The sequence below is a fragment of the Micromonospora sp. NPDC050187 genome, assembly GCF_044459745.1.
GTDB lineage: Bacteria > Actinomycetota > Actinomycetes > Mycobacteriales > Micromonosporaceae > Micromonospora.
In genome coordinates, this window is sequence record NZ_JBITJH010000018.1 from 32,794 (window position 1) to 58,692 (window position 25,899).

The following is a 25,899-nucleotide window of genomic DNA, read 5'->3' on the forward strand; positions in this document are numbered from 1 at the left end:
CGTCCCGCCGTCCCGCCGTCCCGCCGTCCCGCCGTCCCGCCGTCCCGCCGTCCCGCCGTCCCGCCGTCCCGCCGTCCCGCCGTCCCGCCGTCCCGCCGTCCCGCCGTTACCCGGTCCCGCCGCGGTAGCGGTACCCGGTCGCCATGGAGATGCCGAACCCCGCGCCGAGCAGGGTCACGTCTCGGCCCCACGGAACCGAGACCAGCACCAGCAGCGCCTGGTAGAAGCAGGTCAACGCGCGGGTGCCGCGCCGTGTCCCCTTGGCTCGGCGTCACGAGCAGCTTCACCACCTGGTCAAGGTGAGCCAACTGTCGAACGGCACGATCCAGGTGCTCCGCTTCGAGGCCGGCGCGCATCTCGCGGACAGCAGCGGCTTTGCCCTGCTGACCTTCGAGCAGGACGATCCGCCGCTGGGTTACATCGAGACGTTGGCCGGTGAGCTGTTCCTTGAGTCGAGCCACGACCTGGCGCGGCTGTCGGCGGCGTACGACAATCTGAAGATGTTGGCCAGGTCGCCGGCCGAGTCGATCAAGTTCATCAGGGAGCTGAGCGAGCACGGTGCGTAACGTCTGGCGCACGTCGAGCCGGTCCGGCAGCAACGGCCAGTGCGTCGAGGTCCGCGACCGGGGCGTCGAGGTCGACGTACGCGACTCCAAGGCCCCCGCTGCCGGCACGCTGAGCTTCATCCCCGCCGCCTGGACCGCCTTCACCGCCACCCTCAAGGCCGGCGGTCTCCGTCCGTAGTTCTCCGTCGGCGAGTCGTCCTGGCGAAAGCGTTCGCGTCAGGTGGGGCAGCCTGACTGCGGTGACCACGGCCGGCTGGCCTGGCCGCCGCCGGGCAGGCCGGCGCGGACTTCGTCGCCCGGTGGAACCCGCGTACCGCAGCGCTCCCTACGCGGGGGTCAGAACAGGGTCAGCGGCTCGACCGGGCTCGGCTCGACCGGGATCGGCTCGGGCAGGGGTGCCAGGCCGGGTACGCGTGCGCGTACCTCGTCGTGGAAGCGGCGGGCGAGCACGGGCGCGTCGGCGTTGTCCGGGGTGTGGACGAACACGGTGGGGGAGCGGCCCTCCCGCAGCCACCCGACGACGATGTCGATCCAGTGCTGCCAACCCTCGACCGTCCGGGCGGTGTCGTCGCGGCCGAGGTACCGGACGACCGGCCGGTCGGTCAGGGCCCGTGTCCGCAGCGGCATACGCGGCTTCTTCGTCCAGGCGTCCCGTTCCGCGTCGCTGGTTGGCGGGCTCTGGAAGAACGCCGTGGTGTCGAAGGGGATCCACTCGGCGTCGGCGTCGGTGAGCACCTCTTCGAGGAGGCGTACCGCGCGGGGGTCGTCGAAGAATGCCGGGTGACGGACCTCGACGGCGTACCGGTGGGTGGTGGGGAGCCCGCGCAGGAAGCGGGCGAGGGTGGGCAGGTCGGCCGGGGTGAACGAGCCGGGCAACTGGATCCAGAGGGCGTGCGCCCGGGGGCCGAGCGGTTCGATCGCGTGCAGGAAGGCGCGCAGCGGCTCGTCGGCGTCGGTGAGGCGGTGGTCGTGCGTGACGGTCCGGGGCAGTTTCAGGACGAACCGGAAGTCGGGGCCGGTCTGGTCGGCCCAGGTGGCGACGGTCTCCCGGGCCGGGGTGGCGTAGAAGGTGGTGTTCCCCTCGACTGCGTCGCACCAGCCGGCGTAGTGCCGCAGCCGCTCACTGGTCGGGAGGGGGTGCGGCAGGATCCGCCCCTGCCACGCCTTGAGCGTCCACATCGCGCACCCCACGTGCAGCCGCATGCTCCCGGATTCCTTCCCGTCGACGTGTCCCGACACGGTATACGGACGAACCCGGCGCACGGCCGACCGTCGGCGTCGGCGGGTGCGCCGGACCCCGCTGATCAACTCGCTGTGCGGCAGGTCGGGGCATCCGGCCGGTCGGACACCCGACATGCCGCATCACGAGTTGATCAGCAGCGCGAGCGCCGGTCAGGCGGCGACGAGTCGGTCAATGGTCTGACCTCTTGCGGTGGGGGTCGTCCGTTCGGCTGGGGCGGGGTCGGGCGGACGGGGCTGGTCCGCCTCGCCCGCAGGTCGCGATTCGCCCATGCATCGTCCTGACCTGCGGGAATGTTGCCGTTTGAGGTAACGGTCAGGTCACGGACTATTCCCGAGGAGTTTTCGCTGGACTAGCGTCCGGGGAGGCATGAGGTCAGACCTCATTCCTCAGACCTCTACCCCGGACGAGGTGAGTTGACGAGTGCAGGAACCCGCCCCCCGCTACGCCGGATACCGGTCCTTCGACTACTTGACGCCGCACGTCGACTACAAGGTCTTCGCGCTCGCGCCGCAGGTGGGTCGGGTGCCGGAACACGACCTCGGCCTCAGTGACGACCAGCGCGCCCGGGTCGCCCGGCTGCTCCGTGAGCACATGGCCATCTCGCTGCACGAGCACCCGAAGATCCTGCCGGCCGACGTGTCGCAGTTGCGGGACTACAACCGCACCGGACGCAACTCGTTCGGCTTCGAGGGCCTGGCCCGCTCCGGCATGACCGCGGTCTTCGACAACTTCATGAACGGCACCGGCTGCGTGACCAGCGAGCACGCCTGGAAGTGGGACGACGTCATCTACGACATCGGCCTGCGCTTCGCCGACGTCGCCAAGCAGGACCACGTGGTGGTGGCGACCACGCTGGACCAGATCTTCGAGGCCAAGCGGAACGGCCAGATCGCCCTGGTGGCCGGTCTGGAAGCGGCCACGATGATCGAGAACGAGCTGGACCGGATCGACATCCTCTACGGCTTCGGCGTCCGCCAGATGGGCATCGCCTACAGCCAGGCGAACATGCTCGGCTCCGGCCTCTCCGAGACCCGCGACGGGGGGCTGACCCACTTCGGGCGGCGCGCGGTCGACCGGATGAACAAGCTCGGCATCGCCATCGACATCTCGCACTCCGGCGACCAGACCTCGCTGGACGTGGTCGAGGCCAGTCGGGTCCCGGTGTTCATCACCCACGCCGGTGCCCGCGCGGTCTGGAACACCCCCCGGATGAAGCCGGACGAGGTGATCCGGGCCTGCGCCGAGCGGGGTGGCGTGATCGGCATCGAGGCCGCTCCGCACACCACCCTCTCGGCGGACCACCCGCACCACTCGATCGAGTCGGTGATGGACCACTTCACGTACTGCGTGGAGCTGGTCGGCATCGACCACGTGGCGTTCGGCCCGGACACCAACTTCGGTGACCACGTCGGGCTGCACGACAGCTTCACCCAGCACCTGGCGATCGGGCAGGCCCACGGCGTCGTGGACCACCCCCGGGTCGAGTACGTGAGCGGCATGGAGAACCCAGCCGAGTGCTTCAGCAACATCGTCGGGTGGTTGGTTACGCACGGTTACTCCGACGACGAGATCGCCAAGGTCATCGGCGGCAACATCATCCGGGTTCTTCAGGAGGTTTGGTGAAAAAGACAGTCAAGGGTCGTTGGCGGCTCGCTGTCGCCCTCGGCGTGGCGGCCACGCTGGGTGTCTCCGGGTGCGGCCTGAACGAGGACAACTCCTCCTCCGGCAACTCGACGGATTCCTCGGTGCTGCGCATCGGCACCACCACGGACGTCAGCAACTTCAACCCGCTCCAGTCGCTGAGCAAGACCGACTCGTGGATCCTCAACGCGATGTACCCGCACCTGCTGCGGATCGACGAGAGCGCGAAGAAGGCCCCGGAGCTGGCGAAGGAGTACCGCTACGAGGACGACGGCAAGACCGCCGTCTTCGTCCTCCGGGACGACTTCAAGTGGACCGACGGCAAGCCGGTGGTCGCCGAGGACGTCAAGTTCAGCGCCGAGCAGATCATGAAGTACAAGCTCGGCAACGTGGCGGCGAAGCTGACCTGGGTCGAGTCGATCGAGGCGCCGGACGCGACCACGGTCAAGTTCCGGCTCTCCCAGCCGTACGCGCCGTTCGCCGAGGGCGTCGGCTTCTGGATGTCGATCGTGCCGAAGCACGTCTTCGAGTCCGCCGGTGACCTGTCCAAGTTCCCCAACGACTCGAACTGGGTCGGGGCCGGGCCGTTCGTGCTGGAGAGCATGACCAAGGGCCAGCGCTACGTGATGAAGCGCAACGAGAACTACCCGCTCGCCCCCGGTGGCAAGGCCGCCGTCAGCCAGGTCGAGTACCGGGTCTACCCGGACGTGAACACGATGATGCTGGCGCTGCGCAACGGCGACATCGACATGATGGGCACCCCGGTGCCGGTGTCGGCGGCGAAGACCTTCGAGGGCGACTCGAAGATCAAGTTGGAGAAGGTCGGCGCGCTCGGCTTCGCGCACCTGACCTACAACATGAAGAACAAGCAGCTGGCCGACCAGCAGGTCCGGCAGGCGCTGTCGATGTCCGTGGACACCAAGTCGATCATCTCGGCGGTGCTCCAGGGTGACGCCCAGCAGATGGCCGGCCCGATCTCGCCGATCTTCTCGGACTACGACAACACCGAGATCCAGCCGTACCCGTTCGACCCGGCGGGCGCGAAGGCCAAGCTGACCGCGGCCGGCTACAAGGACGGCAACGGCGACGGCTTCTTCGACGAGCTGAACTTCGGCGTGGCCTGCGACCAGTCGAACGCGAACATCACCCGGGTGGTGCAGCTCTTCCGGGAGAGCGCCGCCAAGGCCGGCATCAAGCTGGAGAACGAGTGCGTCGAGCGGAACACGTTCCTCTCCCGCACCAAGAACGGTGAGTACGACATCGACGCCTCGCAGTGGGGCGTGTTCGACAACCCGATGGACCAGCTGCGCAGCACCTACCTGTCCAGCAACCCGGGTGGCATCAACTACAACCTGCTCGAGTCGCCCGAGATGGACCGGCTGATCAACGACGCCGCCGGCACCACCGACCCCGAGGCGTTCAAGACCAAGATCAAGAACATCGACAAGGTCGTGCACGAGCAGGCGTACCTGACCCCGCTGTACGTGGAGAACTTCCAGTTCGCCTACAACGCCAGCAAGTTCACCGGCTTCGCCCCGTCGCCGTCGGACCTGCTCGGCATGGTCACCGCGTACTCGCTGGCCCAGGTCAAGCCGGCCAGCTAGCCCCAACCAGAGGGAGAGGAGGGGTCCCCCGTGGCGCGTTTCGTGCTCAGTCGGGCACTGAAGGCCGTCCTGACCGTGTGGATTGCGATCACTTCGACGTTCTTCCTGCTCCGGCTGCTGCCGGGGGACCCCACGACCCTGATGGTCGAGGGGGACATGACGCCGGAGATGCAGGCGGCGCTGCTCAAGACGTACGGCCTGGACCGTCCGCTGTGGGAGCAGTACGTGTCGTACCTGCGCGAGATGCTCCAGGGCAACCTGGGTATCTCGTTCCGGCAGATCCAGCCGGTCACCGACATCATCGTCGACCGGCTGCCGTGGACGCTGCTCCTCGCCGGCAGCGCGTTCGTCATCACCATCGCCGTCGGTATCCCGATCGGCGTCTGGGCCGCCGTGCACCGGGGCCGGTGGCTGGACCGTATGCTCCAGGCGCTCGGCATCGGCGGGCACGCGCTCTTCGTGCCCAGCGTCGCCATGCTGCTGCTGGTCTTCCTCGGCGCCCAGCTCGGCTGGTTCCCGATCGGCGGGGCGATCGACCCGGACACCCGGGGCACGGCGGCCTACCTGAGCCTGCTCCACCACCTGGTGCTGCCGGTGCTGTCGCTGGTGCTGGTGCAGCTCGGCCCGTACGCGCTGACCCTGCGCACCAACATGATCGAGGTGCTCGGCGAGGACTACATCCGGGCCGCCCAGGCCCGGGGCCTCTCCGCCACCCGGCGGGTCTGGAAGCACGGCCTGCGCAACGCGATCCTGCCGGCGCTGACCCTGATGGGCCTGCAACTGGGCACCCTGGTCGGCGGCGCGGTGCTCACCGAGACGGTGTTCGCCTACCCCGGCGTCGGCCGGCTCATCTACGAGGCGGTCGGGCAGCAGGACTACCCGGTGCTCCAGGGCGCGTTCATCATGCTCGCCGTCACCGTGGTCTTCGCCAACGCGCTGACCGACATGCTCTACGCCGTCCTCAACCCCCGGATTCGCCTGTGAAGCGCGAGGAGTGCAGCGGAGCGGAGCCCCGCAGTCGCGAACGGAAGACCGGCCCTGTGAACGGCCTTTCCACCCCCATTCCCGAAGGGAGGACGCCGTGAGCGCCCCCGTGCTGACCGAGCAGACGGTGCCGCCGGTCGCCCCGGCTCCCGTCAAGCGGTCCTGGCGCCGCTACCTGCGCCAGCCCTCGGCGGCGCTGTCCGTCCTGGTGCTGGTGGTCATGGTGGTGCTGGCGGTCTTCGCGCCACTGATCGCCGACGAGCCCGCCGGTGCCGGGTCGGACGTGCTGCAACCTCCGTCCGGGGCGCACTGGTTCGGCACCGACGACCTCGGACAGGACATCTTCGCGCAGGTCGTCTGGGGCACCCGGACCAGCCTGGTGATCGGTCTGGCCGCCTCGGTGATCGCGATCGTCCTGGGTACCGCGATCGGCCTGGCCTCGGCGTACTTCCGTCCGCTCGACGCGGTCGCCACGGTGATCACCGACGTGATGCTGGCGCTGCCCACCCTGCCGTTGATGATCATGCTGGCCGCGGTGGTCAACCCCAGCGTCTGGACGCTGACCCTGATCATCGGATTCTTCGCCTGGCCGGAGGTGGCCCGGCTGATCCGGTCGCAGGGCCTGGTGATCAGCGCGATGCCGTACATCGACGGGGCCCGGGTGCTCGGCGCCACCGGGTGGCGGATCGTCACCCGGGAGATCCTGCCCGCCGTCGTCTCGCTGGTGATCGTCAGCGTGCTGCTCACCGCCTCCCGCGCGGTGATCTCCGAGGCCGGCCTGAGCTTCCTCGGTCTCGGCGACCCGGACGCCTGGTCCTGGGGCCGCATCCTGCTCAACGCCCAGCGCAGCGGCGTCATCGCCATCGCCTGGTGGCAGACGCTCTTCCCGTCCCTGGCGATCCTGCTGCTGGTGCTCTCGGCGACGGTCGCCGGCATGCGGTTCAACGACACCCGTGACCCCCGCGGCAACGGAGGCTGACCATGCGACTGCCCGACAGCTTCTACACCAGCGTGCGCGCCCGGCTCACCGAGGCCCTCGGCGAGCGTGGCCTGGACGGCTTCCTGGCCACGTCCCCGGCGGACGTCGCCTTCCTCAGCGGTTTCTTCTACATCGCCACCGAGCGCCCGGTCTACCTGTGGATGCCCCGGGAGGGAGACCCGCTGCTGGTCATCCCGCGCCTCGACGAGGAGTACGCCGCCCAGCAGGGCGTGACCGTGGAGACAGTCAGCTACTTCGAGTACCCGGGCGTGGTGACCGCCGAGCAGACCCTCGCCACGGCGCTGTCCCGTACCGGCGGTCCGGCCCGCCGGATCGGGGTGGGCGCCGGGGTGTCGGTCGGAGCGTTCCGGGCCCTGTCCACGGCGATCACCGGAGCCACCCTGGAGACCACCGACGTGGTGGCCCGGCTGCGGCTGCGCAAGTTCCCCGAGGAGGTCCCGTTCCACGAGGCCGCCGCGCGGATCTGCGACGAGATGCTCGCCGCCGGCCGGGCGCTGATCGAGGAGGCGCTGGCCACCGGGGGACCGCTGCCCCGGGAGGACGAGATCGCCCGGCACGTGATCGGGTACGGCACCGACCGGATGTACGCCGACTACGACCTGGTCGTCTACACCACCAAGCTGGCCGGTGGGCTGGTCTACGCCGGCCCGAACTCGGCCCTGCCGCACGGCCTGCCGACCCGTCGGCGGATCCAGCCCGGGGACACGCTGATTCTCTCCCTCGGCGCGGCGGTGGCCAGCCGGTTCGTGGAGAGCGAACGCACCTTCGTCGTCGGTGAGCCCACCGCCGAGCAGGTGCGCTACTACGAGGCCGACCGCGAGGCGCAGGAGGTCGGCACCCAGGCGATGGTCGCCGGCCGGACCTGCGCCGAGGTCAACAAGATCTGCCTGGACGTGCTGCGCGGGCACGGGCTGGGGGACTTCATCCGGCACCGGCAGGGACACGGCATCGGCTTGCAGAACCACGAGGCGCCCTGGGTCGAGGACGGCGACGACACCGTGCTCGCCCCGGGGATGCTGCTCTCCAGCGAGCCCGGTGTCTACGTTCCCGGCCACGCCGGCTACCGCATCTCCGACACCGTCCTGGTCGAGGCGGACGGTCCGCGCCGGCTCACCGGCTACCCGCGCGACCTGGCATCGAACGTCATCGAGGGGGTCCGATGAAGATCAACGGAGCGGAACTGGTCGTCGAGGCGTTCGGCCCGACCGACGCGCCGGCGATGATCGTGCACCACGGCGCACCCGGCCTGGGCTCGCGCAACGAACCGAAGCGCTCGTTCGGGCCGTTCGCCGACCGGATGCGGGTCATCGTCTTCGACGCGCGGGGCTCCGGCGAGTCCAGCGACGACGAGCCGTTCACCCACGAGCAGTGGGTGGCCGACGTGGACGCCATCCGGGAGCACTTCGGCTACGAGAAGATCGTGATGGCCGGCGGCTCGTACGGCGGGTTCATCGCGATGGAGTACGCCATCGCCCACCCGGACCGGGTGTCCGCGATGATCCTGCGGGACACCGCCGCCGACACCGCCCACGACCACCTCGCCGTCGAGCGGGCCCGCAGCACCGACCGGTCGGTGATCCCGGAGTGGATCATCGAGCGGATCGGCACCGGCCGGTTCGAGAGCAACGAGCAGCTGCGCGAGTACTGGAAGGGCATCCTGCCGCTCTACGACCACCAGCACGACCCGGCCAAGGACGAGGCGAAGCTCGCCGCCACCCGGTTCCACTACCGGACGCACAACGCGGCCTTCGGGCAGAACATGCCCCGCTACGACCTGAAGCCGAAGCTGCCGTCGATCACCTGCCCGACCCTGGTCACCGTGGGCCGGCACGACTGGCGTACCCCGGTGGCGGCCTCGCAGGTCATCGCCGACCTGGTCCCGGACGCCCGACTGGTGGTCTTCGAGAAGTCCGGGCACTCGCCGCAGCTGGAGGAGCCGGAGCTGTTCCAGCAGGTGGTGCGCGACTTCCTCGCCGAGGCCGGAGTGTTGCGATGACCAGCCTGCTGGAGGTCGCCGGGCTGCGGGTCGAGTTCCCCGGCCCGAGCGGGCCGGTGCACGCGGTCAACGGGGTCTCCCTGGAGGTCGAGTCCGGACGGACCCTGGCCGTCCTCGGCGAGTCCGGCTCCGGCAAGAGCGTCACCGCGCAGGCGGTGATGGGCATCCTCGACACGCCGCCGGCCCGGGTCGAGGGCGCGGTGCGGCTGCGCGGTCGGGAGCTGCTCACCCTGCCGCGCAAGCAGCGCGACCGGGTCAGCGGCGAGGAGATCGGCATGGTCTTCCAGGACGCCATGGCCGCGCTCAACCCGGTCTTCACCGTCGGCGACCAGATCATGGAGGTGCTGCGGGTCCGCCGGGGCATGTCCAGGGCCGACGCCCGCCGTCGCGCCGTCGAACTGGTCGACCGGGTCCACATCCCGGCCGCGAAGGACCGGATCCGCGACTACCCGCACCAGTTCTCCGGCGGGATGCGGCAGCGCATCATGATCGCGCTGGCCATCTCCCTGGAACCGGACCTGCTGATCGCCGACGAGCCCACCACCGCCCTGGACGTCACCGTGCAGGCCCAGGTGATGGAGCTGCTCGCGGAGATCCAACGGGACAGCGGCATGGGCCTCCTGCTGATCACCCACGACCTCGGGGTGGTCGCCGAGGTCGCCGACGACGTGGCGGTGATGTACGCCGGCCGGATCGTCGAGCGGGGCAGCGTCGGGCAGATCTTCGCCGGCCCGGCGCACCCGTACACCGAGGGGCTGCTCGCCTCGATGCCCCGGGTGGACCGGCGCGACGAGGTGCTCTACGCCATCCCCGGCGCCCCGCCCAACCCGGCCCGGCTGCCCACCGGCTGCCCGTTCCACCTGCGCTGCCCCCGGGTCACCGACGAGTGCCGGGTGACCCTGCCGCCACTGGAGACGCTGCCCGCCGGTCGGGCCAGCGCCTGCCACCACCACGAGGAGGTGCTCGGTGCCACCCGTTGACGACGTGGTGCTGCGGGTCGAGAACCTGGTCAAGCACTTCCCGCTCAAGGGACGGGTCCCGTTCACCTCCGGCGGCGTGGTCCGCGCCGTCGACGGGGTCTCCTTCGACCTGCGTCGGGGCGAGACGCTCGGCGTGGTGGGCGAGTCCGGGTGCGGCAAGAGCACCCTGGCCCGGATGCTGGTCGGGCTGGAACAGCCCACCTCCGGCGCGGTCACCTTCGGCACCTCCGTGGTGCACAAGGTCCGGGGCCGGGACCTGCGTGCGCTGCGGCGGCGGATCCAGATCGTGCTCCAGGATCCGTACACCTCGCTGAACCCCCGCCGCACCATCCGGGAGATCCTGCTCCAGCCCTTCGAGATCCACCCGGACGTGCTGGACAAGCGGCTCCGGCTGGACCGGGTGAAGGAACTGCTCGACCTGGTCGGCCTCGACCCGCAGCTGCACCTGGACCGCTACCCGCACCAGTTCTCCGGCGGGCAGCGTCAGCGCATCGGCATCGCGCGGGCGCTCGCCCTGCAACCCGACGTGATCGTCTGCGACGAGCCGGTCTCCGCGCTGGACGTCTCGGTCCAGGCCCAGGTGGTCAACCTGCTCGAACGGCTCCAGGACGAACTGGGCGTGGCGTACGTCTTCATCGCCCACGACCTGTCCGTGGTCCGGCACATCTCCGACCGGGTGGCGGTGATGTACCTCGGCAAGCTGGTGGAGACCGGGCCGGAGCACAGCCTGTACGACACGCCCCGGCACCCGTACACCACCGCCCTGCTCTCGGCCGTGCCGGTGCCCGAGCCGGCCGCCCGGGGGCAACGCCAGCGGATCCTGCTGGCCGGTGACCCGCCCAGCCCGGTGAACCCGCCCTCGGGCTGCCGGTTCCGGACCCGCTGCTGGCAGGCGACCGAGACCTGTGCCACCACCGAACCGCCGCTGGCCGCCGGCGAACATCCGGTTGCCTGCCACTACCCGCTGGCCGCGTAGCGTCCGGCGACCGTTCCCCAAGGAGAAGGTGTCTTGCTGCAAGAACCCGCCCCCCGGTACCAGGGGCACAGGTCCTACTCGTACCTGGAGCCGCACACGGACTACCGGGTGTTCGACCTGGCGCAGGAGGTCGGCCGGGTGCCCGAGCACGACCTCGGCCTGACCGACGCCCAGCGTTCGCGCGTGACCCGGCTGCTCGCCGAGCACGTCGCGATCTCCCTGCACGAGCACCCGGTGGTCCTGCCCGAGGACGTCCGCGAGCTGCGCGCCTACAACCGCACCGCGCGCCAGCGCACCGGCTACGAGGGACTGGCCCGCTCCGGCCTCACCGCCGTGTTCGACAACTTCATGGCCGGCGCGTCCTGCGTCACCAGTGAGAACGGCTGGAAGTGGAACGACCTCGTCTACGCCCTCGGGATGCGGATGAGCGACCTCTACAAGCAGGACCACGTCTTCCTGGCCACCTCGCTGGCCGACATCCACGCCGCCAAGCGGGACGGCCGGCTGGCGCTCGTCGCGGGCCTGGAGTGCGCCAGCCCGATCGAGAACGAGCTGGACCGGATCGACATCCTCTACGGCTTCGGCGTCCGCCAGCTCGGCATCGCCTACAGCCAGGCCAACATGCTCGGCGGCGGGCTCTCCGAGCGGCACGACGGTGGACTGACCCACTTCGGGCGGCGCGCGGTGGACCGGATGAACAAGCTCGGCATCGCCATCGACATCTCGCACTCCGGCGACCAGACCTGCCTGGACGTGGTCGAGGCCAGCAGCGTGCCGGTCTTCATCACGCACGCCGGTGCCCGCGCGGTCTGGAAGACCCCCCGGATGAAGCCGGACGAGGTGATCCGGGCCTGCGCCGAGCGGGGTGGCGTGATCGGCATCGAGGCGGCCCCGCACACCACCCTCTCGGCGGACCACCCGCACCACTCGATCGAGTCGATCATGGACCACTTCACGTACTGCGTGGACCTGGTCGGCATCGACCACGTCACGTTCGGTCCGGACACGATGTTCGGCGACCACGTCGGGGTGCACAACACGTACGCCGGCAACTACGCGCACGACGCCGGCGACCGGCCGGAGCACCCCCGGGTGGAGTACGTCTCCGGGATGGAGAACCCGGGCGAGGCATTCGGCAACATCGTCGGCTGGCTGGTCAAGCACGACTACTCCGACGACGAGATCGCCAAGGTCATCGGCGGCAACACCCTCCGGGTCCTGGAACAGGTCTGGTAGTGCCGGGTCGGCCTATCGGCCGGGTCGGCACCGACGAACTACACTCCGTACGCCGCGGCCGGCGGCGGACAGCGATGAGGTGAGGGCGGATGGGACGGCGCGAGACCGCGCTACAGGCCGCGCACAGTCGGCTACGGGAACTCATCGGCAGCGAGTTCCGGGTGGGCGACAAGCTGCCCAACGAGCGGGACCTGGCCGACCGGCTGGAGGTCAGCCGGGCCACCGTCCGGGAGGCGCTGGGTCAGCTCGCCGGTGAGGGCGTGGTGACCCGGACCTGGGGTATCGGCACGTTCGTGCACGACGGTGTGGAACGCGTGCCGGTGTCGATCGGCGACGTCACCGCGCTGCGGGACCGGATCACCGCCTCGGGTCACCGCCCGACGCTCCAGGACGCGGCGGTCAGCCGGGCCAAGTGCCCGCCCGGCTGCGCCGAGGTGCTCGGGGTGGCGCCGGACTCGCCGGTGTGGCGGGTCGACCGGCTCTTCGCCGTGGACGGGGTCCCGGCGGCCTGGATCCGCGATCACCTGCCGTTGCGCTTCGACGGCCGGGACCTCGACCCGTCCGGGCTGCTCAGCATCGACCTGGACATGTTCGAGTTCCTGGCCAGCGCGACCGGCATGCCGGTCCGGCGGGCCGAGATCGAACTGGTCGCCGTGCTCGCCGACGAGGAGTCCACCGCGCGCCTCGGCGTAGCGCTCGGGCACCCGCTGGTCACCGCCACCCAGATCGGTTACGGAGCGGGTGGGGTCGCCCTCTTCCACGGGCACATCACGGTCCGCACCGACGTGTTGACCCTGCGGATCAGCCGGGGCGGGCAACCCGAACCGGCCCGGTGAGCGGTTCCGGCCGCTCGGCCAGGGCGCGGTGAGGTCCCCCCGGTCGGTCGGTCCGGTTCCGCGCACGGATGCCCGCCGGTGGGCCGGACCCCGGTCCACCGGCGGGCATCGGCGGTGTCCCTCCCCGGGCGGGGGTCAGCGCCCGTCGGCCTGTCCCGTCGGGTCGCCGTACGCAGCCGCGTCCGGTGTTCCGTCGCGAAGTGCCGCCCGGACCCGCATCAGCGCGAAGCCGAGCAGGTTCAGCCCGCGCCACCGGGCGGGGTCGGCGGCGGCCGGGTCGTCGGCGGCCAGGCCGATGCCCCAGATCCGGTCCAGCGGACTCGCCTCGACCAGCACCCGCTCCCCGGTGGCGAGCAGGAACGCCCGTAGGTCCGGATGCTGGCCGAACTTGGCGAGGTTGGCGGCCACCACGATCTCGTACCGGCGTTCCTCCCAGGTCCGTTCGTCGAAGCCGACGACCTGACGGCCCAGGGTCTTGGCTTCGTTCGGGTGTACCACCGTGAGCACCTTCCCGGCGGTCGTCCGATCGCCGAAGAGCATCGCCTTGGCCCACATCATGTAGTGCTCGGCGGTGGCGAACCCGATTCCGTCGACGGTGAACGGCGCCGGCCACCACTGGCTGAGGCAGCCGGGCCCGGCGGTGCCGTCCGGCCGGGCCCGGTGCCCCCAGAAGAACAGGAACTTCGGGGTACGGCCGGCACGCACCGCGTCGGTCAGTTCGGCGACGTTCCACACCTGCACGGACATGCCGGCAAGTGTGGCGTACGACGCACGGCGCCGCCTCCGGTTTAGCGGTCGGTCCGGTGACCGTTCAGCCCCACAGCTCCGGCGTGGGCGGGCTCAGCCAGCCGTCGACACACGGCATCGACGGCTGCACGTCCTCGGTGAGGATCAGGTGCCCGGCGATGTCCCGGAACTCGGCGTGGTGCGCGACCTGGAAGGCGGCGGCGGAGGCGAGCGAGGTGGCCGCGAAACAACCGACCATGATGCGCAGGTCACGTTGCCGGGCCTGGGCGACGATCCGCAGCGCGGCGGTGAGCCCGCCGCACTTGTCGAGTTTGATGTTGACCCCGTCGTAGAGTTCGGCGATCCGGGGCAGGTCCTCCTCGGCGTAGAACGACTCGTCCGCTATCAGGGGCACCTGCCGGGGCAGCCCCCGCAGTGCCTCCTCGTGCTCGGGCCGGACCGGCTGCTCCACCATCCGGACGTCGTGCCGGGCGAGCACCGGCAGCATCGCCACCAGGCGGTCCGGCGTCCAGCCGCAGTTGACGTCCACCACCAGTTCGGCGTCGGGCCGGTGGGCGCGGGTGAGTTCCAGCCGTTCGACGTCCTCCTCCGACCCGAGCTTCAGCTTCAGGGCCCGGCGTCCCTGGCTGTCCTTCAGCTCCTGGACGAACTGGGTCTCGTCGGCGAGCGAGACGGTGAGCATGTCCTCGACCGGGGTGGGCTCGGGCAGGCCGATCGTCTGCCACACCCGGCGTCCGCTGCGCTTGGCCGCCAGGTCCCACAGGGCGGCGTCGACGGCGTTGCGCGCCGCGCCGGCCGGCAGCAGGGTGAGCAGGTCCTCCCGGCCGGCGCCCTGTCCGATCGCGATCCGCGCCTGCTCCACCTGCTCGGCGGTGGCGGCCTTCGGGTCGGGGAACGGGCTCTCGAACAGGGTGGCCTCCCCGCGGCCCCGGACGTCGCCGTCCCGCAGCTCCACCCGGACCAGTCGGGTGGCCAGCAGACTCGCTCTCGCGAAGTGGTACGGCAACGAGAAGGGGATGTCGAGAAAGGCGTAGCTCAGCTCCATCGAGTCCTCATTCCGTCCGGCGGCACGAGAAATCGATGGTATGCAATCTATGTGACGGAGGTTCGTCCTCGACCGACCAAGTTGTTTCCTCGCAGCCGGTTGCCGGCGTCAGCCGGTCCGGAGCGGTCGGCGACCGATCGGGACGCGAGGCGCGGGATCAGCGGTGGGCGGCCAGGTAGTCGGCCAGGACCTCGGTGTGGGTGGAGAAGGCCAGTTCGGTCGGCTCGGTGACGACGAGCCACTCGGTCGACTCCGCCGTGGGTGCGGACGGGGGCAGGTCCGCCAGCCGCCGGGTCGGCAGCGCTCCGAAGATCATGATCGTCCCGCCGCTGGGGGCGCTGTGCACGGCGACGAGGCGTACGGACGCCGCCTCGCCGGTCAGGCCGGTCTCCTCCCAGAGCTCGCGGACGAGCGCGTCCCGCCACTCCTCGCCGTGCTCGATGAAGCCGCCCGGCAGCGCGAGCAGCCCCCGGGCGGGCTCGATGTCACGGCGCTGGACCACCACGCCGAGCCCGGCGGGGGTGGACACCGGCTGGAGGGCCACCGCCACCGGGAGTGGGTTACGCCAGGTGGTGTGGCCGCAGGCCGTGCAGATCCGGGGCCAGTCCGCCTCGCCGGGGTAGGCGGTGCCGCAGCCGGAGCAGTGGGAGTGGGGTATGCCGCTCACACCGCAGGACGATACGCGGTCGCCGTCCGGCCGTCGCGTCGCGGCGGCTCAGGCCGGCGTGGCCTGCGTCGCCGGAGCGGAAACCCCGGCCGGGTCGGGAGTGGACACAGCCGCCGAGCTGGTCGGGGTGGACGCGCTCGGGCCGGTCGGAACGGGGAAGCCGTACCGGGCGGCGTGCTCCGGGTCGGCAGGGTCGATCTGTCGGATCCCGGCGTCCGCGAGCCGCTTGTTGACCTCGTCGAGCCGCTCGCGGACCAGGGTGGCCTCCTCGTCGGTGACCCGGCCCCGGTGCGGCTTGCCGGCGTGCTCGACGGTGCCGTAGTCGATCTTCTCGGCGGTCTTGCGGGCCTTCGGCGGGCGGACCCGCTCGGCGGTGCGCAGCAGCTGCGCCATCGGCGTCTCGGTCGACATCGCGTCGAACTCGCTGGCGGTCAGCACCACGCGACGGGGCTCCCCGTCACCCTGCGGGTCGTAGATCTCCACCACGGCGACGTCGAGCGCGGCGTCGTCGATGCCCTCCAGTTCGGTCGGGCTGATCTCCAGCTGTACCGGTCCGGTCACCAGATCGGGGTGCTCCAGGACGACGACGCGGACCACCTCGTCGTCGGTCGGGAGGACCGTGCCGCTGAAGTCGGAGACGTGGATGGTCTTCTTGCCCATGGGCGGAGCTTCTCCTGTCGGTGGCGGTGCCGGAACGCAGAAGAACCTACCCGACAGGTGTGCTAAGACCTGCGTCGCGCGCGGCTTTCGGGTGTGTCGCGCCCCCGGTGTCCGCAGCGGCTGCCCCGGTGCCCCGTGCCGGGCTTCCGGGTGCGGCCGTTCAGCGGGCGCCGAGGTGGCGGCGGGTGGAGAGGTTCGCCGGGAGCCGGTTCAGCTCCGCCCACGACCGGTCGCCGGCGCGCGGGGTCCGGCCGCCGTCGTACCGCGCCTGTGTCGGCGGGGGCACGTCGGCCCGGAGCGTCGGCCAGAGCCGTTCCGTGTCGCGTTTGTCCTGTTCGATCAGCTGTTTCGGCATGGCCGTACCATCCCAGAGAAAGTTGTCCATCTATGGAAATAGGTGTGACGCGCGGCCGGTGCGTCCGGTTCCCCCGTTCGGTGGCCGGGAAGGTGGGTCGGCGGTCATCGGTGATGTTCTCTGTCTCTACCCGGGGCGGCGTGTTTCAACCACCCTCCGTGGCCCACGTCGGAAGGCCTGGACACCGGGGAGACGTACGGGTGCGGGATCGCCCGGCCCGCGGTGGCCGTGACGCGTACCGTGATCCGGTGCTCGACAGGCGACTCCACCTGCATCTGGTGACCTGGCTCGGCCAGTGGCCGGCCGGGCCGGGACTGCACGTGGTCGGCTCCCGGCGTCGCTCCCGCCCGGCCTGGGACGGCCGGCTCCGGCCGGCGGTCATGGTGGCCGCGCCCGGCGTCGCGGTGCTCTCCGTGCCGCCGGAGCGCGTCCCGGCGGTCCGGGCGTTGGCGCCGGGCGGCCCGACCCCGCGGCTCTGGTCGGCGCTGCCCGGCGCGGTCGGCCACCCCGCCCTGCCCCTGCGGGAGGGGATCTTCCGCTGGTGCACCGCCCCCGACCCGCTGCCCGACGTGGGGGAGTGGACCGAGCCGTCCGATCCCGGGTTCCCCTCCTGGCTGCACCTGTTCGACCGGGAGGTGCTGGTGGTGCGGGACGCCGACGGGCGCTACCTGGCGGGGGTCGGCGTCAAGCGGCACGACCGGTACGGCCACGAGTTGGCCGTGGGAACCGTGCCGGCCGCCCGGGGCCGGGGACTGGCCCGTCGCCTGGTCGCGCAGGCGGCCCGGCGGGTGCTCGACGAGGGAGCGGTGCCGACGTACCTGCACGACCCCGGCAACACCGCCTCGGCCCGGGTCGCCACGGCGGCCGGCTTTCCCGACCGGGGATGGCGTTCCCGCATCGTCCACCCCGACTGACTCCGGTGGCCGGTGCGCCCGGCCGGCACCGCCTGACCCGTCTCGCCGGCGCGGACCGTGGATCCCGGGCCGGATCCACGGTCCGCAGCCTGTCCCCCCAGGTCCGAGGAGGTGTCGGGCGACCGGACATCCCGGTGAGGTAACGCTATGTGTCGAACCGGTCTCCGACAAGCCCCCAACATCCGCAGAGAGCTGTCCAAAAGTGGACTTGACCTGCGATTATTTGTCGTCCGTCGCTTGTTGGCCGCAGGTGACGCACGGTATGCGCCGCCGTGCACGACGGCCCGGGGGCGGGCCGGTGGATAGGGTCGGCGGCGACGAGGGTGCCGGACGCGGTACGGAGGCGGTGAGCGGTCATGGAGGTGCGGGTACGGGACACCGGCCGGGGTGGTGTCGTGCTGACCCCGGTGGGCGAACTCGACATGTCCACCGTCGGCACGCTGGAGACCGCGCTGGTCACCGCGTTGAGCCGGCCCGACCTCCAGGAGTGCCTGGTCGACCTGGCCGAGGTCAGCTTCCTCGACTCGACCGGCCTGCGAGTGCTGATCGAGGGGTTCAGCCTGGCCCGGGAGCGGGGCCGGTCGCTGCGGGTGGCCAATCCGCAGCCGACGGTCGAGCGGGTCCTGCGGATCACCTCGGTCGGGCCGCTGCTGGGGTTGCCGGACGTCACCACCCCACTGCCGCCCGACGCCCGCTGGCTGGGCTGAGCCCGGCCGGCGCGGCGTTGTTCCGGTCCGCTGGCCGGACCGGACGTCGCCGCCGGCCAGCCGGAGGAACCGTCACCGTGGGTCAGTCGGAGGAACCGTCACCGCCGGTCAGCCGGCCAGCCCGAGCACCTCCGCCGCGGCCCGGCCGTTGGCGTGGCTGGCACCGTACGTGGCGACGAAGGCGCGCACCCCGGCCGGCCGCCAGCGCCCCGGCCAGCCCATCTCCACGACGGTGACCGGGTGGACGGCGGCCAGCCCCTCGACCAGTTCCGCCCCGCCGGGCAGCCGGTGCAGGTGCCGTCCGACCAGCACGACCGGCCGGTCCCCGGCGAGCGCCCGCAGGGTGGCCGGATCGATCTCGCCCGCCACCACCCGGACCTCCTCGGTGTCCGACAGGTGGGGACCGAGCCCCCACGGCACCCGCCCCTCGGCCATCGTGGCGGTGGCGTGCACCTGGACCACCAGCGGCCGGTCCAGCCCGGCGACGATCCCCTCGACGCGTACCGCCCGGCGCGCGGCGGCGTACCCGAGGTCGCCGTGGTCCGGCGCGGGCCCGCCGACGGGCCGGGTCCAGGCGGCGAGCTCGGCGGTGCGGCCGGCCGCCTCCTCGACGCGGTCGCGGGCCACCCGCCCGTCGCCGAGCGCGGTGACGATCTCGGTGACCACGTGTTCGACCAGCGCGGCGTCGACCTTCGCGCCCACGCAGAGCAGGTCCGCGCCGGCCGCGAGCGCGGCCACGGCGGCCGGACCGATTCCACCGGCGGCCACCGAGGCGCCCTTCATCTCCAGCGCGTCGGTGATGACCGTGCCGGTGAAGCCCAGCTCCCGGCGGAGCAGGTCGACCAGGACGGCCCGGCTGAAGGTCGCCGGCCGGTCGCCGGTCAGCACCGGGACCCGGATGTGCGCGGTCATGACCGCCCGGGTGCCGGCGGCCACGGTCGCCGCGAAGGGTGGCAGGTCCCGTTCGCGCAGCACGGCCAGGGGGACGTCCACGGTCGGCAGTTCCAGGTGCGAGTCGGCGACGGTCGCGCCGTGCCCGGGAAAGTGCTTGGCGCAGGCCGCCACCCCGGCACCCTGCAACCCGTCGACCGCGGCAGCCGAGTGCGCGGCGACCCGGAGCGGGTCGGCGCCGAACGACCGGGTGCCGATCACCGGGTTCTCGTCGGCGCTGTTGACGTCCACCGTCGGAGCGAGGTCGACGGTGACGCCCAGCGCGGCCAGCTCCGCCCCGATCGCCGCGTAGACGCGGCGGGTGAGCGCCACGTCCCCGACCGCGCCGAGCGCCGCGTTGCCCGGGTACGGGCTGCCGGTGGCGTGCGCCAGCCGGGTGACGTCACCGCCCTCCTCGTCGATGGCGACCAGCACGTCGGTGCGGGCGTCGCGCAGCGCGGCGGTCGCCGCGGCGACCTGGGCCGGGGTCTCGACGTTGGTCCCGAACAGGGTGTAACCGGCCAGCCCCGCACCGACCAGGTCGAGCGCCCAGGGTGGCGGGGTCGGCCCCGGGTACGCCGCGAGCAGCGTGCCGAGGGCAAGGCGGCGAAGTCCTGGATCCAGCCCCACGTGATCTCCTTCTCGACGTCGTCCGGGTCCTCCGGCGTGCTGATCGACGGCTCCGGGCCGGTCGTCCGGCCGCTGACCCGGGTCGGGGCCGGCCGTTACGCTACGGTCACCCCGGATCGGTTCGATCAACAAGGTTTACCAAAACCGGAGGACGTGGCATGAGTTCGACGCGGCTGCCCGGCACACCGCGCCTGTTGCGGGCGCTCAACGACCGCGCGGCCCTGGAGCTGCTCCTCGAACGGGGGCCGCTCACCCGTGCCCGGCTCGGTGAGCTGACCGGGCTGTCCAAGGTCACCGCCTCGCAGCTCGTCGAGCGGCTCGAGGAGCGGGGCCTGGTCACCCGGGTCGGCGAGCAGGCCGGCGGGCGCGGGCCGAACGCGCAGCTCTACGCCGTCCGGCCGGGCAGCGCGCACGTCATCGGGGTGGACGTCGGCGCGGACCGGGTGGAGGCGGCCTGCGCCGACATCACCGGGGCGGTGATCGGTCGGGCGGAGCAGTCCACCCGGGACACCGACGACCCGGTGGGGGTGGTGCACAACGCGGTGGTGCGGGCGGCCCAGAACGCGGGCACGCCGATGGCGAGCGTGCGCCGGGTCGTGCTCGGCACCCCCGGCCTGGTCGATCCGACCACCGGGGACATCACCTTCGCGTTCAACCTGCCCCGTTGGCACCGCGGCCTGCTCGCCGCGCTCCGCGACGACCTGGCCACCCCGGTGGTCTTCGAGAACGACGTCAACCTGGCCGCGGTCGCCGAGGCGCAGTCCGGTGCGGCCCAGGGGATGACGGACTTCGTCCTGGTCTGGGTGGACGCCGGGGTCGGCCTGGCGATCATGCTGAACGGGCGGTTGCACCACGGCAGCACCGGCGCGGCCGGTGAGATCGGCTACCTGCCGGTGCCCGGGGCACCGATCCCCCGGGACGTCTCCCGTCGGGCCAAGCCGGCGTTCCAGCAGCTGGCCGGGGCGGAGGCGGTCCGCGCGGTGGCCCGCGAGTACGGCTTCCCGGACGACGTCGCCGCCGCCGAGGCCGTCCGGGCGGCGATCGCGGCCGGTACGGCCGGTGGCCCGATGCTCGACGAGCTGGCCCGACGGCTCGCGCTCGGGGTGGCGAGCACCTGCGTCGTGCTGGACCCGCCGCTGGTGGTGCTGGCCGGTGAGATCGGCCGGGCCGGCGGTGCGGCGCTGGCCGAGCGGGTGCAGCACGAGGTGGCTGCGATCACGCTGGTCCGGCCGAGGGTGGTGCCCACCGGGCTGAGCGGGGAGCCGATCCTGCGGGGCGCGCTGCGGACCGCTTTGGACGCCGTCCGCGACGAGGTCTTCGGTTCCACGGTCGGTTGACCCGTCGGGCCGGGCCTCATTCCCCATGTGAAGGAATTCTTCACCACATACTTCTGACCTGCAAGGTCTTGCCAGTGACGCGCGTCGCCCGTCGGAGTGCACCGGCACGGGCACGTGGTTGGATGGATGGGTGACTGCTGAGCTGATCCCTGGCGCGGACGGCGCCGCACCCGCATCTTCAGCCATGGACGAGGATCTGGTGGTCAGCCTCGACGGGGTGGGCGTGCGCCGGTCCGGCACGGCACTGCTGCACGACGTCGACTGGCGAGTCGAGCTGGACGAGCGCTGGGTGGTGCTCGGGCCCAACGGCGCCGGCAAGACCACCCTGCTCAACCTGGCGGCGGGGCGGCTGCACCCGACGACCGGCACCGCCCACGTGCTCGGCGAGCGGATCGGACGGACCGACCTCACCGAGCTGCGTACCCGGATCGGGCTCTCCACCGCGGCCCTGGCCGAACGGATCCCGACCGAGGAGAAGGTCACCGACGTGGTGGTCACCGCCGCCTGGTCGGTGGTCGGCCGGTGGCGGGAGAGCTACGACCGCACCGACGAGGTCCGCGCCCGCGCCCTGCTCGGCCAGCTCGGCGTCGCGCACCTCGCCGACCGGGGCTACGGCACCCTCTCCGAGGGAGAGCGCAAGCGGGTGCAGATCGCCCGGGCCCTGATGACCGACCCGGAGCTGCTGCTCCTCGACGAGCCGGCCGCCGGGCTCGACCTGGGCGGCCGGGAGGACCTGGTCGCCCGACTGGCCGAGCTGGCGTACGACCCGGACGCGCCGGCGCTGGTGCTGGTCACCCACCACGTCGAGGAGATTCCGCCGGGCTTCACCCACGCGCTGCTGCTGCGCGAGGGGGGCGTGGTCGCCCAGGGTCTGCTCGGTGCCACCCTGACCAGCGACAACCTCTCCAAGACCTTCGGCCTGCCGCTGGTGGTCGAGCGTTCGGGCGAACGCTTCACCGCCCGCGCGGCCTGACCCGCCGGAGGCCTTCGGTGCCGCAGACCCGGGTCGTGGTGGTGGGCAGCGCGAACATGGACCTGGTCGGGACGGCTCCCGTCCTGCCCAGGGTCGGGGAGACCGTGCTCGGCACCGACTTCGTGATGGTGCCCGGCGGCAAGGGGGCCAACCAGGCCGTCGCCGCCGCCCGCGCCGGCGCGTCCTGTGCCTTCCTCGGCGCGATCGGCTCGGACTCCTTCGGGGTCACGCTGCGGGCCCGGATCACCGCCGCCGGGGTGGACACCAGCCAGCTCCGGGTGACGTACGGCTCGTCCGGCGTGGCGCTGGTCATGGTCAACGTCGTGGGCGAGAACCTGATCCTGGTCACGCCCGGCGCGAACGCCTCCCTGACCGGGCTCACCGACGCCGAGCTGGCCGCCGTACGGGACGCCGACGTCCTGGTGGCGCAGCTGGAGATCCCGGTGGAGACGGTGACCGAGGCAGCCGTGGCCGCGCGGTCGGCCGGCACCCGGGTCGTCCTCAACGCGGCACCCGCCCGGCAGGTCCCGGCGGAGCTGCTGGACCTGGTCGACATGCTGGTGGTCAACGAGGTGGAGGCCGCCGCGCTCACCGGGCGGGGTCGTGAGGCGCCGGAGGCCCTGTTGGACCTGGTGCCCCGGGCGGTGCTCACCCTCGGCGCCCACGGCGCGTGGTACGTCGACCGCGACGGCACCGTCGCGCACGTCCCGGCGGTCGAGGTCGACGTGGTCGACTCCACTGCGGCCGGCGACGCGTTCACCGCAGCCCTCGCGGTGGCCTGGGGAGAGGGGCGCGACCTGCTCGACGCGGTCCGCTGGGCGGCGGCGGCCGGCGCGGCCTGCACCCGCCGGCTCGGCGCGTCGGTGGCGCTGCCGCACCGCGCCGAGATCGACGAACTCTACGAGCGCTGAGCCCCGGTTGCCGGCGGCCACCTGATCGCCCGGCCTCGGGACGGCCCCCCGCTCCACGCCCGGGAACCCGTCCGGTCGGGCCGGTACGGTGGCGCGGTGCCCGAACTCCAGCAGCTCGAACTGCGCCACGCTCCCGCCCTGCTCCGCTTCGAGCGGGAGAACCGGGCGTACTTCGCGCGGTTCGTGCCGGACCGGGGCGACTCCTACTGCGCACCGGGTTCACCCCGGTCGGCGAGATCACGCTCGACGGTCTACCCGGACGACGACACGTCCGGGACCTGACCGCCCGACGTGTGACACCCGGGACCTGACCGGCGGGACGAATGGTCGGCGTCGGTCGGTAAGGTCGGCTCGTGAGCGGGCCCGGATCGGTGAACGAGTACCTGTCCACGTTCGCCGGGCCCGCGCGTGAGCTGCTGGACCAGTTGCGTGCCCTGTGTGACGACGCCGACCCACGAGTGACCGAGGCGATCAGGTGGGGCGCGCCGGCGTGGCTGCATCCCAGCGGCACGATCCTGTTCATGATCAGCGGACACGCCCGGTGGTGCAGGATTGTGTTCACCCCCAGCACCAGGGCGGCGTTCACCGGAGAGCTGAGCGCGGCCGGGCTGGAGACGGGCAAGGGCTCGGTCAAGCTTCCCTACGGGCACAGCCTCCCCGCCGACCTGCTGCGGCGCATGATCGCCCACCGGGTGCGCGAGCACGAGGACGACGGGGTCGGCTGGATGTGACCGCCGTGCGGCGGGCGGATGTTCGGAGCACGGCGCAGCCGGGTGCGCGGGCGGCCGGCACCGGGCGGCCCGGCCGGTAGGTAGCGCCTCCCCGTGCTCACGCTGAGTGTCCGTGGTCGGGGTGAGGGTGGATTCTCACGCGGAGTGATTCTCTGCTGACCGGCGCCTCCCCCCCGGGATGCCCTTTGCTCTGCACCCGGATAGGCGACACCGCCGCCGAACATCCCGCCGGTGTCGGAGACGAGATCCGTGAGCGGAACCTAGTCGGCCTGGTCGTCGGTGCGGCGTTCGCCCCGGCGGCGGAGCATGCCCAGGCCGGGGATGCCGGCCACGGCCAGCTTAAGGTCCCGGGTCACGTCGAGCAGGTCGTGCAGGTCCGGGCCGACCCGGTCGAGGGTGGCCAGGATCGGCAGGATGTCGGTGGTGAGGTGCTCCTTGAGCTTGGGCAGCTCGTCGACGAGACGAATGGCGGCGGTGACCTCCTCGTGGCTGAGTTGCTCCACGAACCGGGCGGCCATCGGGGCGCCCCGGCGCAGCGCCGGCTCGTACGCGGCGAGCAGTTCCCCGGCGGTGGCGGAGGCCGCCTCCGCCGTCTCCACCGTGCCGACCGCCCGCCGGGCGACCACCTCCGCCTCGGCGACCACCACGGCCGCCTTCGCGGCGACCTCGGTGGCGTTGTCGGTCGCGGTGGTCGCGGCGGCGCTGATCACCGCCACCTCGCGGACGGCCGACTCGGCGTCGGTGAGCACCTGATCCGTCCGGTCCAGGGTCTGCTCGATCCGGTCGACGACCCCGTCGATCCTGGTCACCAGAGCCTCGACGGCGTCGAGGACCGCGAAGGCGCGCGTCGGGACGGCCGCGAGCGAGACCGCCGAGCCGAAAGCCTGGTCGACCGCGGACCGGGTCAGCCCGGCGGCCCGGGAGGCGGCGCCGGTGGTCATCCCGAGGACGGTGGACGGGCGGGGGAGGGGAATCACCATGTGCCCAAGTGTGCGGCGCGACCGCCAGAACCGCCGCCTACCGGGGGTGCGGTGTTTGCAGGGGCACCCTGCACGCGCTTCTTGATGAGCAGGGGTCCCCTGCTACCACCCCAGCCAGCCAGCCCCGTCCGCCGGAACGTCGGGTGGGCGGGCGCGGTCGGTCAGCCACCTTCCTGCTGCTCGACGGCGCGTTGCACGGCTCGGTAGATCTGCCCGAACCGGAGCGCGTCCGGGCTGCTCAGCAGCAGGATGTCGTGCCCCCGGTGCTGCACCCACAGTTCGTGCATCCGGTCGCCGCGTTCGTAGGAGCGGTCCAGCCAGCCCAGCGGCAGTTCCAGGAACGGGGCGAGCAGCAGCGCGCCGACGGCGAAGGCGGCCAGGACGATCAGCGCCAGTGTCCAGTTCCCCCGGTCCTGCGCCGACCAGGCCACCGAGATGACACAGAGCAGCGCCACCAGCGGCGGCAGGGAGAGGAGCAGGACCAGGACGCCCCGGCCCAGCTTCCGGGAGTGCTGCCCGAGAGTGCTCCGTCCCCGGGCGTGCCAGACGTACGTGATCTCGGGTAACCGCAGGATGTGCCCGTCCACCCGGATCGACTCGGAGGTCACCTGCACCGCGTCGTCCTGGTAATAGAGCGTCATCTCTCCAGTGAACCCGGTGTGGGCACGTTCGGCAGCCCCGTCCCGCCGTGGAAACCTCCGCTGTGGACGACGGATCAGCGGGGGCGGGCCGGCTGGCCGCGTTCCATCGCCCGTTGCAGGGCCCGGTAGATCTGACCGAAGCGCAGCGCGTCGGCGGTGCGGACCAGCCGGACCGGGCGGCCCTGCCAGCGGATCCAGATCTCCAACTGTCGGCTGCCCCGGGCGTACGAGCGGTCGAGGTGTTCGAAGAGGACGTCGGCGACCGGACCGACGGCGAGCCCGACCAGCACCGACGCGCCGACGATCGCGATGGTGACGGTCCAGGAGCGGTGCAGCCAGATCGCCAGGGCGATGCCGAGGACGGCGGCCACCAGCGGGCCGGCCATCGCCGCGCCGATCGCGCCCCGCCCGGCGAGCACCCGCCAGGACCGGCTGCCCCGCTGGTGCCAGACCTCGCTGATCTCGGCGAGCGGGAAGCGTTGCCCGTCGACCCGGACGGTGGTGGAGGTGACCTGCACCGACCTGTCGTCGTAGAACATGACCATCGCGACTCCCGGTGACGGAGCTGACACCAGACTATCTACCCCAACGACCCGCGCCGTAAGGTTG

General features: G+C 71.9%; 29 protein-coding genes and 1 pseudogene. 19 read left to right on the forward strand and 11 right to left on the reverse strand.

The window, feature by feature from the left end:
• Window positions 1-106: 106 nt before the first annotated feature.
• On the reverse strand, window positions 107-235 hold the full coding sequence (locus ACIBJE_RS24165) for a hypothetical protein (RefSeq protein ID WP_396751929.1): 129 nt from the start codon (window positions 233-235) through the stop codon (window positions 107-109).
• 64 nt (window positions 236-299) lie between these two features.
• Here ACIBJE_RS24165 and ACIBJE_RS24170 point away from each other — a divergent pair, with 64 nt between their 5' ends.
• Together ACIBJE_RS24170 and ACIBJE_RS24175 are read left to right on the forward strand one after the other, a co-directional pair.
• Window positions 300-566: a Scr1 family TA system antitoxin-like transcriptional regulator gene (locus ACIBJE_RS24170; protein WP_396751932.1), complete on the forward strand. Its 267-nt coding sequence runs from the start codon at window positions 300-302 to the stop codon at window positions 564-566.
• On the forward strand, window positions 559-744 hold the full coding sequence (locus ACIBJE_RS24175) for a DUF397 domain-containing protein (RefSeq protein WP_396751934.1): 186 nt from the start codon (window positions 559-561) through the stop codon (window positions 742-744). The genes ACIBJE_RS24170 and ACIBJE_RS24175 overlap by 8 nt, the downstream gene beginning before the upstream one ends.
• Before the next feature lie 158 nt (window positions 745-902).
• Here the strand turns inward: ACIBJE_RS24175 and ACIBJE_RS24180 are convergent, their stop codons facing one another.
• Window positions 903-1,745, reverse strand: a complete 843-nt coding sequence (locus ACIBJE_RS24180; protein ID WP_396752119.1) for a DUF72 domain-containing protein — start codon at window positions 1,743-1,745, stop codon at window positions 903-905.
• 484 nt (window positions 1,746-2,229) lie between these two features.
• Here ACIBJE_RS24180 and ACIBJE_RS24185 point away from each other — a divergent pair, with 484 nt between their 5' ends.
• From ACIBJE_RS24185 to ACIBJE_RS24230, 10 genes are all read left to right on the forward strand, one after another.
• Window positions 2,230-3,432, forward strand: a complete 1,203-nt coding sequence (locus ACIBJE_RS24185; RefSeq protein ID WP_396751936.1) for a dipeptidase — start codon at window positions 2,230-2,232, stop codon at window positions 3,430-3,432.
• Window positions 3,429-5,054 carry an ABC transporter substrate-binding protein gene (locus ACIBJE_RS24190; RefSeq protein ID WP_396751938.1) on the forward strand — a complete coding sequence of 542 codons (1,626 nt, stop codon included), beginning with the start codon at window positions 3,429-3,431 and terminating at the stop codon, window positions 5,052-5,054. The genes ACIBJE_RS24185 and ACIBJE_RS24190 overlap by 4 nt, the downstream gene beginning before the upstream one ends.
• Before the next feature lie 30 nt (window positions 5,055-5,084).
• Window positions 5,085-6,038 (forward strand): ABC transporter permease, encoded by a 954-nt coding sequence (locus ACIBJE_RS24195; RefSeq protein WP_396751940.1) that lies wholly within the window; start codon window positions 5,085-5,087, stop codon window positions 6,036-6,038.
• Window positions 6,039-6,135: 97 nt separating this feature from the next.
• Window positions 6,136-7,017, forward strand: coding sequence for an ABC transporter permease (locus ACIBJE_RS24200; protein ID WP_396751942.1), 882 nt, complete (start codon window positions 6,136-6,138; stop codon window positions 7,015-7,017).
• Between the two features lie 2 nt (window positions 7,018-7,019).
• Window positions 7,020-8,201 carry a M24 family metallopeptidase gene (locus ACIBJE_RS24205; RefSeq protein ID WP_396751944.1) on the forward strand — a complete coding sequence of 394 codons (1,182 nt, stop codon included), beginning with the start codon at window positions 7,020-7,022 and terminating at the stop codon, window positions 8,199-8,201.
• Window positions 8,198-9,034, forward strand: coding sequence for an alpha/beta fold hydrolase (locus ACIBJE_RS24210; RefSeq protein ID WP_285790291.1), 837 nt, complete (start codon window positions 8,198-8,200; stop codon window positions 9,032-9,034). The genes ACIBJE_RS24205 and ACIBJE_RS24210 overlap by 4 nt, the downstream gene beginning before the upstream one ends.
• Window positions 9,031-10,014: an ABC transporter ATP-binding protein gene (locus ACIBJE_RS24215; protein ID WP_396751947.1), complete on the forward strand. Its 984-nt coding sequence runs from the start codon at window positions 9,031-9,033 to the stop codon at window positions 10,012-10,014. Before ACIBJE_RS24210 ends, ACIBJE_RS24215 begins: the two co-directional genes overlap by 4 nt.
• Window positions 10,001-10,990 carry an ABC transporter ATP-binding protein gene (locus tag ACIBJE_RS24220; protein ID WP_396751950.1) on the forward strand — a complete coding sequence of 330 codons (990 nt, stop codon included), beginning with the start codon at window positions 10,001-10,003 and terminating at the stop codon, window positions 10,988-10,990. Before ACIBJE_RS24215 ends, ACIBJE_RS24220 begins: the two co-directional genes overlap by 14 nt.
• A gap of 33 nt (window positions 10,991-11,023) precedes the next feature.
• A complete protein-coding gene (locus ACIBJE_RS24225) occupies window positions 11,024-12,226 on the forward strand; it encodes a dipeptidase (RefSeq protein ID WP_396751953.1) in 1,203 nt (400 codons plus the stop codon).
• An 89-nt stretch (window positions 12,227-12,315) separates the two neighbouring features.
• Complete coding sequence (locus tag ACIBJE_RS24230) at window positions 12,316-13,062, forward strand: GntR family transcriptional regulator (protein WP_396751955.1); 747 nt, start codon at window positions 12,316-12,318, stop codon at window positions 13,060-13,062.
• A gap of 135 nt (window positions 13,063-13,197) precedes the next feature.
• Here ACIBJE_RS24230 and ACIBJE_RS24235 read toward each other — a convergent pair whose 3' ends face one another.
• The 5 genes and pseudogenes from ACIBJE_RS24235 to ACIBJE_RS24255 form a co-directional block, all read right to left on the reverse strand.
• Window positions 13,198-13,809, reverse strand: a complete 612-nt coding sequence (locus ACIBJE_RS24235; protein WP_396751958.1) for an NADAR family protein — start codon at window positions 13,807-13,809, stop codon at window positions 13,198-13,200.
• A 64-nt stretch (window positions 13,810-13,873) separates the two neighbouring features.
• On the reverse strand, window positions 13,874-14,854 hold the full coding sequence (locus ACIBJE_RS24240; RefSeq protein ID WP_396751960.1) for a dipeptide epimerase: 981 nt from the start codon (window positions 14,852-14,854) through the stop codon (window positions 13,874-13,876).
• A 157-nt stretch (window positions 14,855-15,011) separates the two neighbouring features.
• Window positions 15,012-15,521 carry an NUDIX domain-containing protein gene (locus ACIBJE_RS24245; protein ID WP_396751962.1) on the reverse strand — a complete coding sequence of 170 codons (510 nt, stop codon included), beginning with the start codon at window positions 15,519-15,521 and terminating at the stop codon, window positions 15,012-15,014.
• Between the two features lie 153 nt (window positions 15,522-15,674).
• Window positions 15,675-16,181, reverse strand: a pseudogene (locus tag ACIBJE_RS24250) (hypothetical protein); the annotation flags it as partial.
• Between the two features lie 160 nt (window positions 16,182-16,341).
• The gene (locus ACIBJE_RS24255) at window positions 16,342-16,536 is read right to left on the reverse strand and encodes a hypothetical protein (RefSeq protein WP_396751964.1); all 195 of its coding nucleotides are present in this window, start codon (window positions 16,534-16,536) and stop codon (window positions 16,342-16,344) included.
• A 248-nt stretch (window positions 16,537-16,784) separates the two neighbouring features.
• Between ACIBJE_RS24255 and ACIBJE_RS24260 the strand changes: the two genes are divergently transcribed.
• Window positions 16,785-17,450 carry a GNAT family N-acetyltransferase gene (locus tag ACIBJE_RS24260; protein WP_396751966.1) on the forward strand — a complete coding sequence of 222 codons (666 nt, stop codon included), beginning with the start codon at window positions 16,785-16,787 and terminating at the stop codon, window positions 17,448-17,450.
• Between the two features lie 356 nt (window positions 17,451-17,806).
• On the forward strand, window positions 17,807-18,157 hold the full coding sequence (locus ACIBJE_RS24265; protein WP_396751968.1) for an STAS domain-containing protein: 351 nt from the start codon (window positions 17,807-17,809) through the stop codon (window positions 18,155-18,157).
• A 108-nt stretch (window positions 18,158-18,265) separates the two neighbouring features.
• On the opposite strand, the gene ACIBJE_RS24270 is transcribed toward ACIBJE_RS24265, so the two are convergent.
• A complete protein-coding gene (locus ACIBJE_RS24270; protein ID WP_396751970.1) occupies window positions 18,266-19,717 on the reverse strand; it encodes a glycoside hydrolase family 3 protein in 1,452 nt (483 codons plus the stop codon).
• Between the two features lie 158 nt (window positions 19,718-19,875).
• Here ACIBJE_RS24270 and ACIBJE_RS24275 point away from each other — a divergent pair, with 158 nt between their 5' ends.
• The 5 genes from ACIBJE_RS24275 to ACIBJE_RS24295 all read left to right on the forward strand — a co-directional run bounded on the left by ACIBJE_RS24275 (window position 19,876) and on the right by ACIBJE_RS24295 (window position 23,669).
• Complete coding sequence (locus ACIBJE_RS24275) at window positions 19,876-21,054, forward strand: ROK family protein (RefSeq protein WP_396751972.1); 1,179 nt, start codon at window positions 19,876-19,878, stop codon at window positions 21,052-21,054.
• 130 nt (window positions 21,055-21,184) lie between these two features.
• Window positions 21,185-22,027 (forward strand): ABC transporter ATP-binding protein, encoded by an 843-nt coding sequence (locus tag ACIBJE_RS24280; protein ID WP_396751975.1) that lies wholly within the window; start codon window positions 21,185-21,187, stop codon window positions 22,025-22,027.
• A gap of 17 nt (window positions 22,028-22,044) precedes the next feature.
• Complete coding sequence (locus tag ACIBJE_RS24285) at window positions 22,045-22,938, forward strand: ribokinase (RefSeq protein ID WP_396751977.1); 894 nt, start codon at window positions 22,045-22,047, stop codon at window positions 22,936-22,938.
• A gap of 96 nt (window positions 22,939-23,034) precedes the next feature.
• On the forward strand, window positions 23,035-23,220 hold the full coding sequence (locus ACIBJE_RS24290; protein WP_396751979.1) for a hypothetical protein: 186 nt from the start codon (window positions 23,035-23,037) through the stop codon (window positions 23,218-23,220).
• A 71-nt stretch (window positions 23,221-23,291) separates the two neighbouring features.
• Window positions 23,292-23,669 (forward strand): iron chaperone, encoded by a 378-nt coding sequence (locus tag ACIBJE_RS24295; RefSeq protein WP_396751981.1) that lies wholly within the window; start codon window positions 23,292-23,294, stop codon window positions 23,667-23,669.
• Between the two features lie 260 nt (window positions 23,670-23,929).
• On the opposite strand, the gene ACIBJE_RS24300 is transcribed toward ACIBJE_RS24295, so the two are convergent.
• From ACIBJE_RS24300 to ACIBJE_RS24310, 3 genes are all read right to left on the reverse strand, one after another.
• Window positions 23,930-24,649, reverse strand: coding sequence for a hypothetical protein (locus tag ACIBJE_RS24300; protein WP_396751983.1), 720 nt, complete (start codon window positions 24,647-24,649; stop codon window positions 23,930-23,932).
• A 161-nt stretch (window positions 24,650-24,810) separates the two neighbouring features.
• On the reverse strand, window positions 24,811-25,290 hold the full coding sequence (locus ACIBJE_RS24305; protein ID WP_396751985.1) for a DUF6232 family protein: 480 nt from the start codon (window positions 25,288-25,290) through the stop codon (window positions 24,811-24,813).
• Window positions 25,291-25,364: 74 nt separating this feature from the next.
• Window positions 25,365-25,835, reverse strand: a complete 471-nt coding sequence (locus tag ACIBJE_RS24310; protein ID WP_396751987.1) for a DUF6232 family protein — start codon at window positions 25,833-25,835, stop codon at window positions 25,365-25,367.
• Window positions 25,836-25,899: the final 64 nt, after the last annotated feature.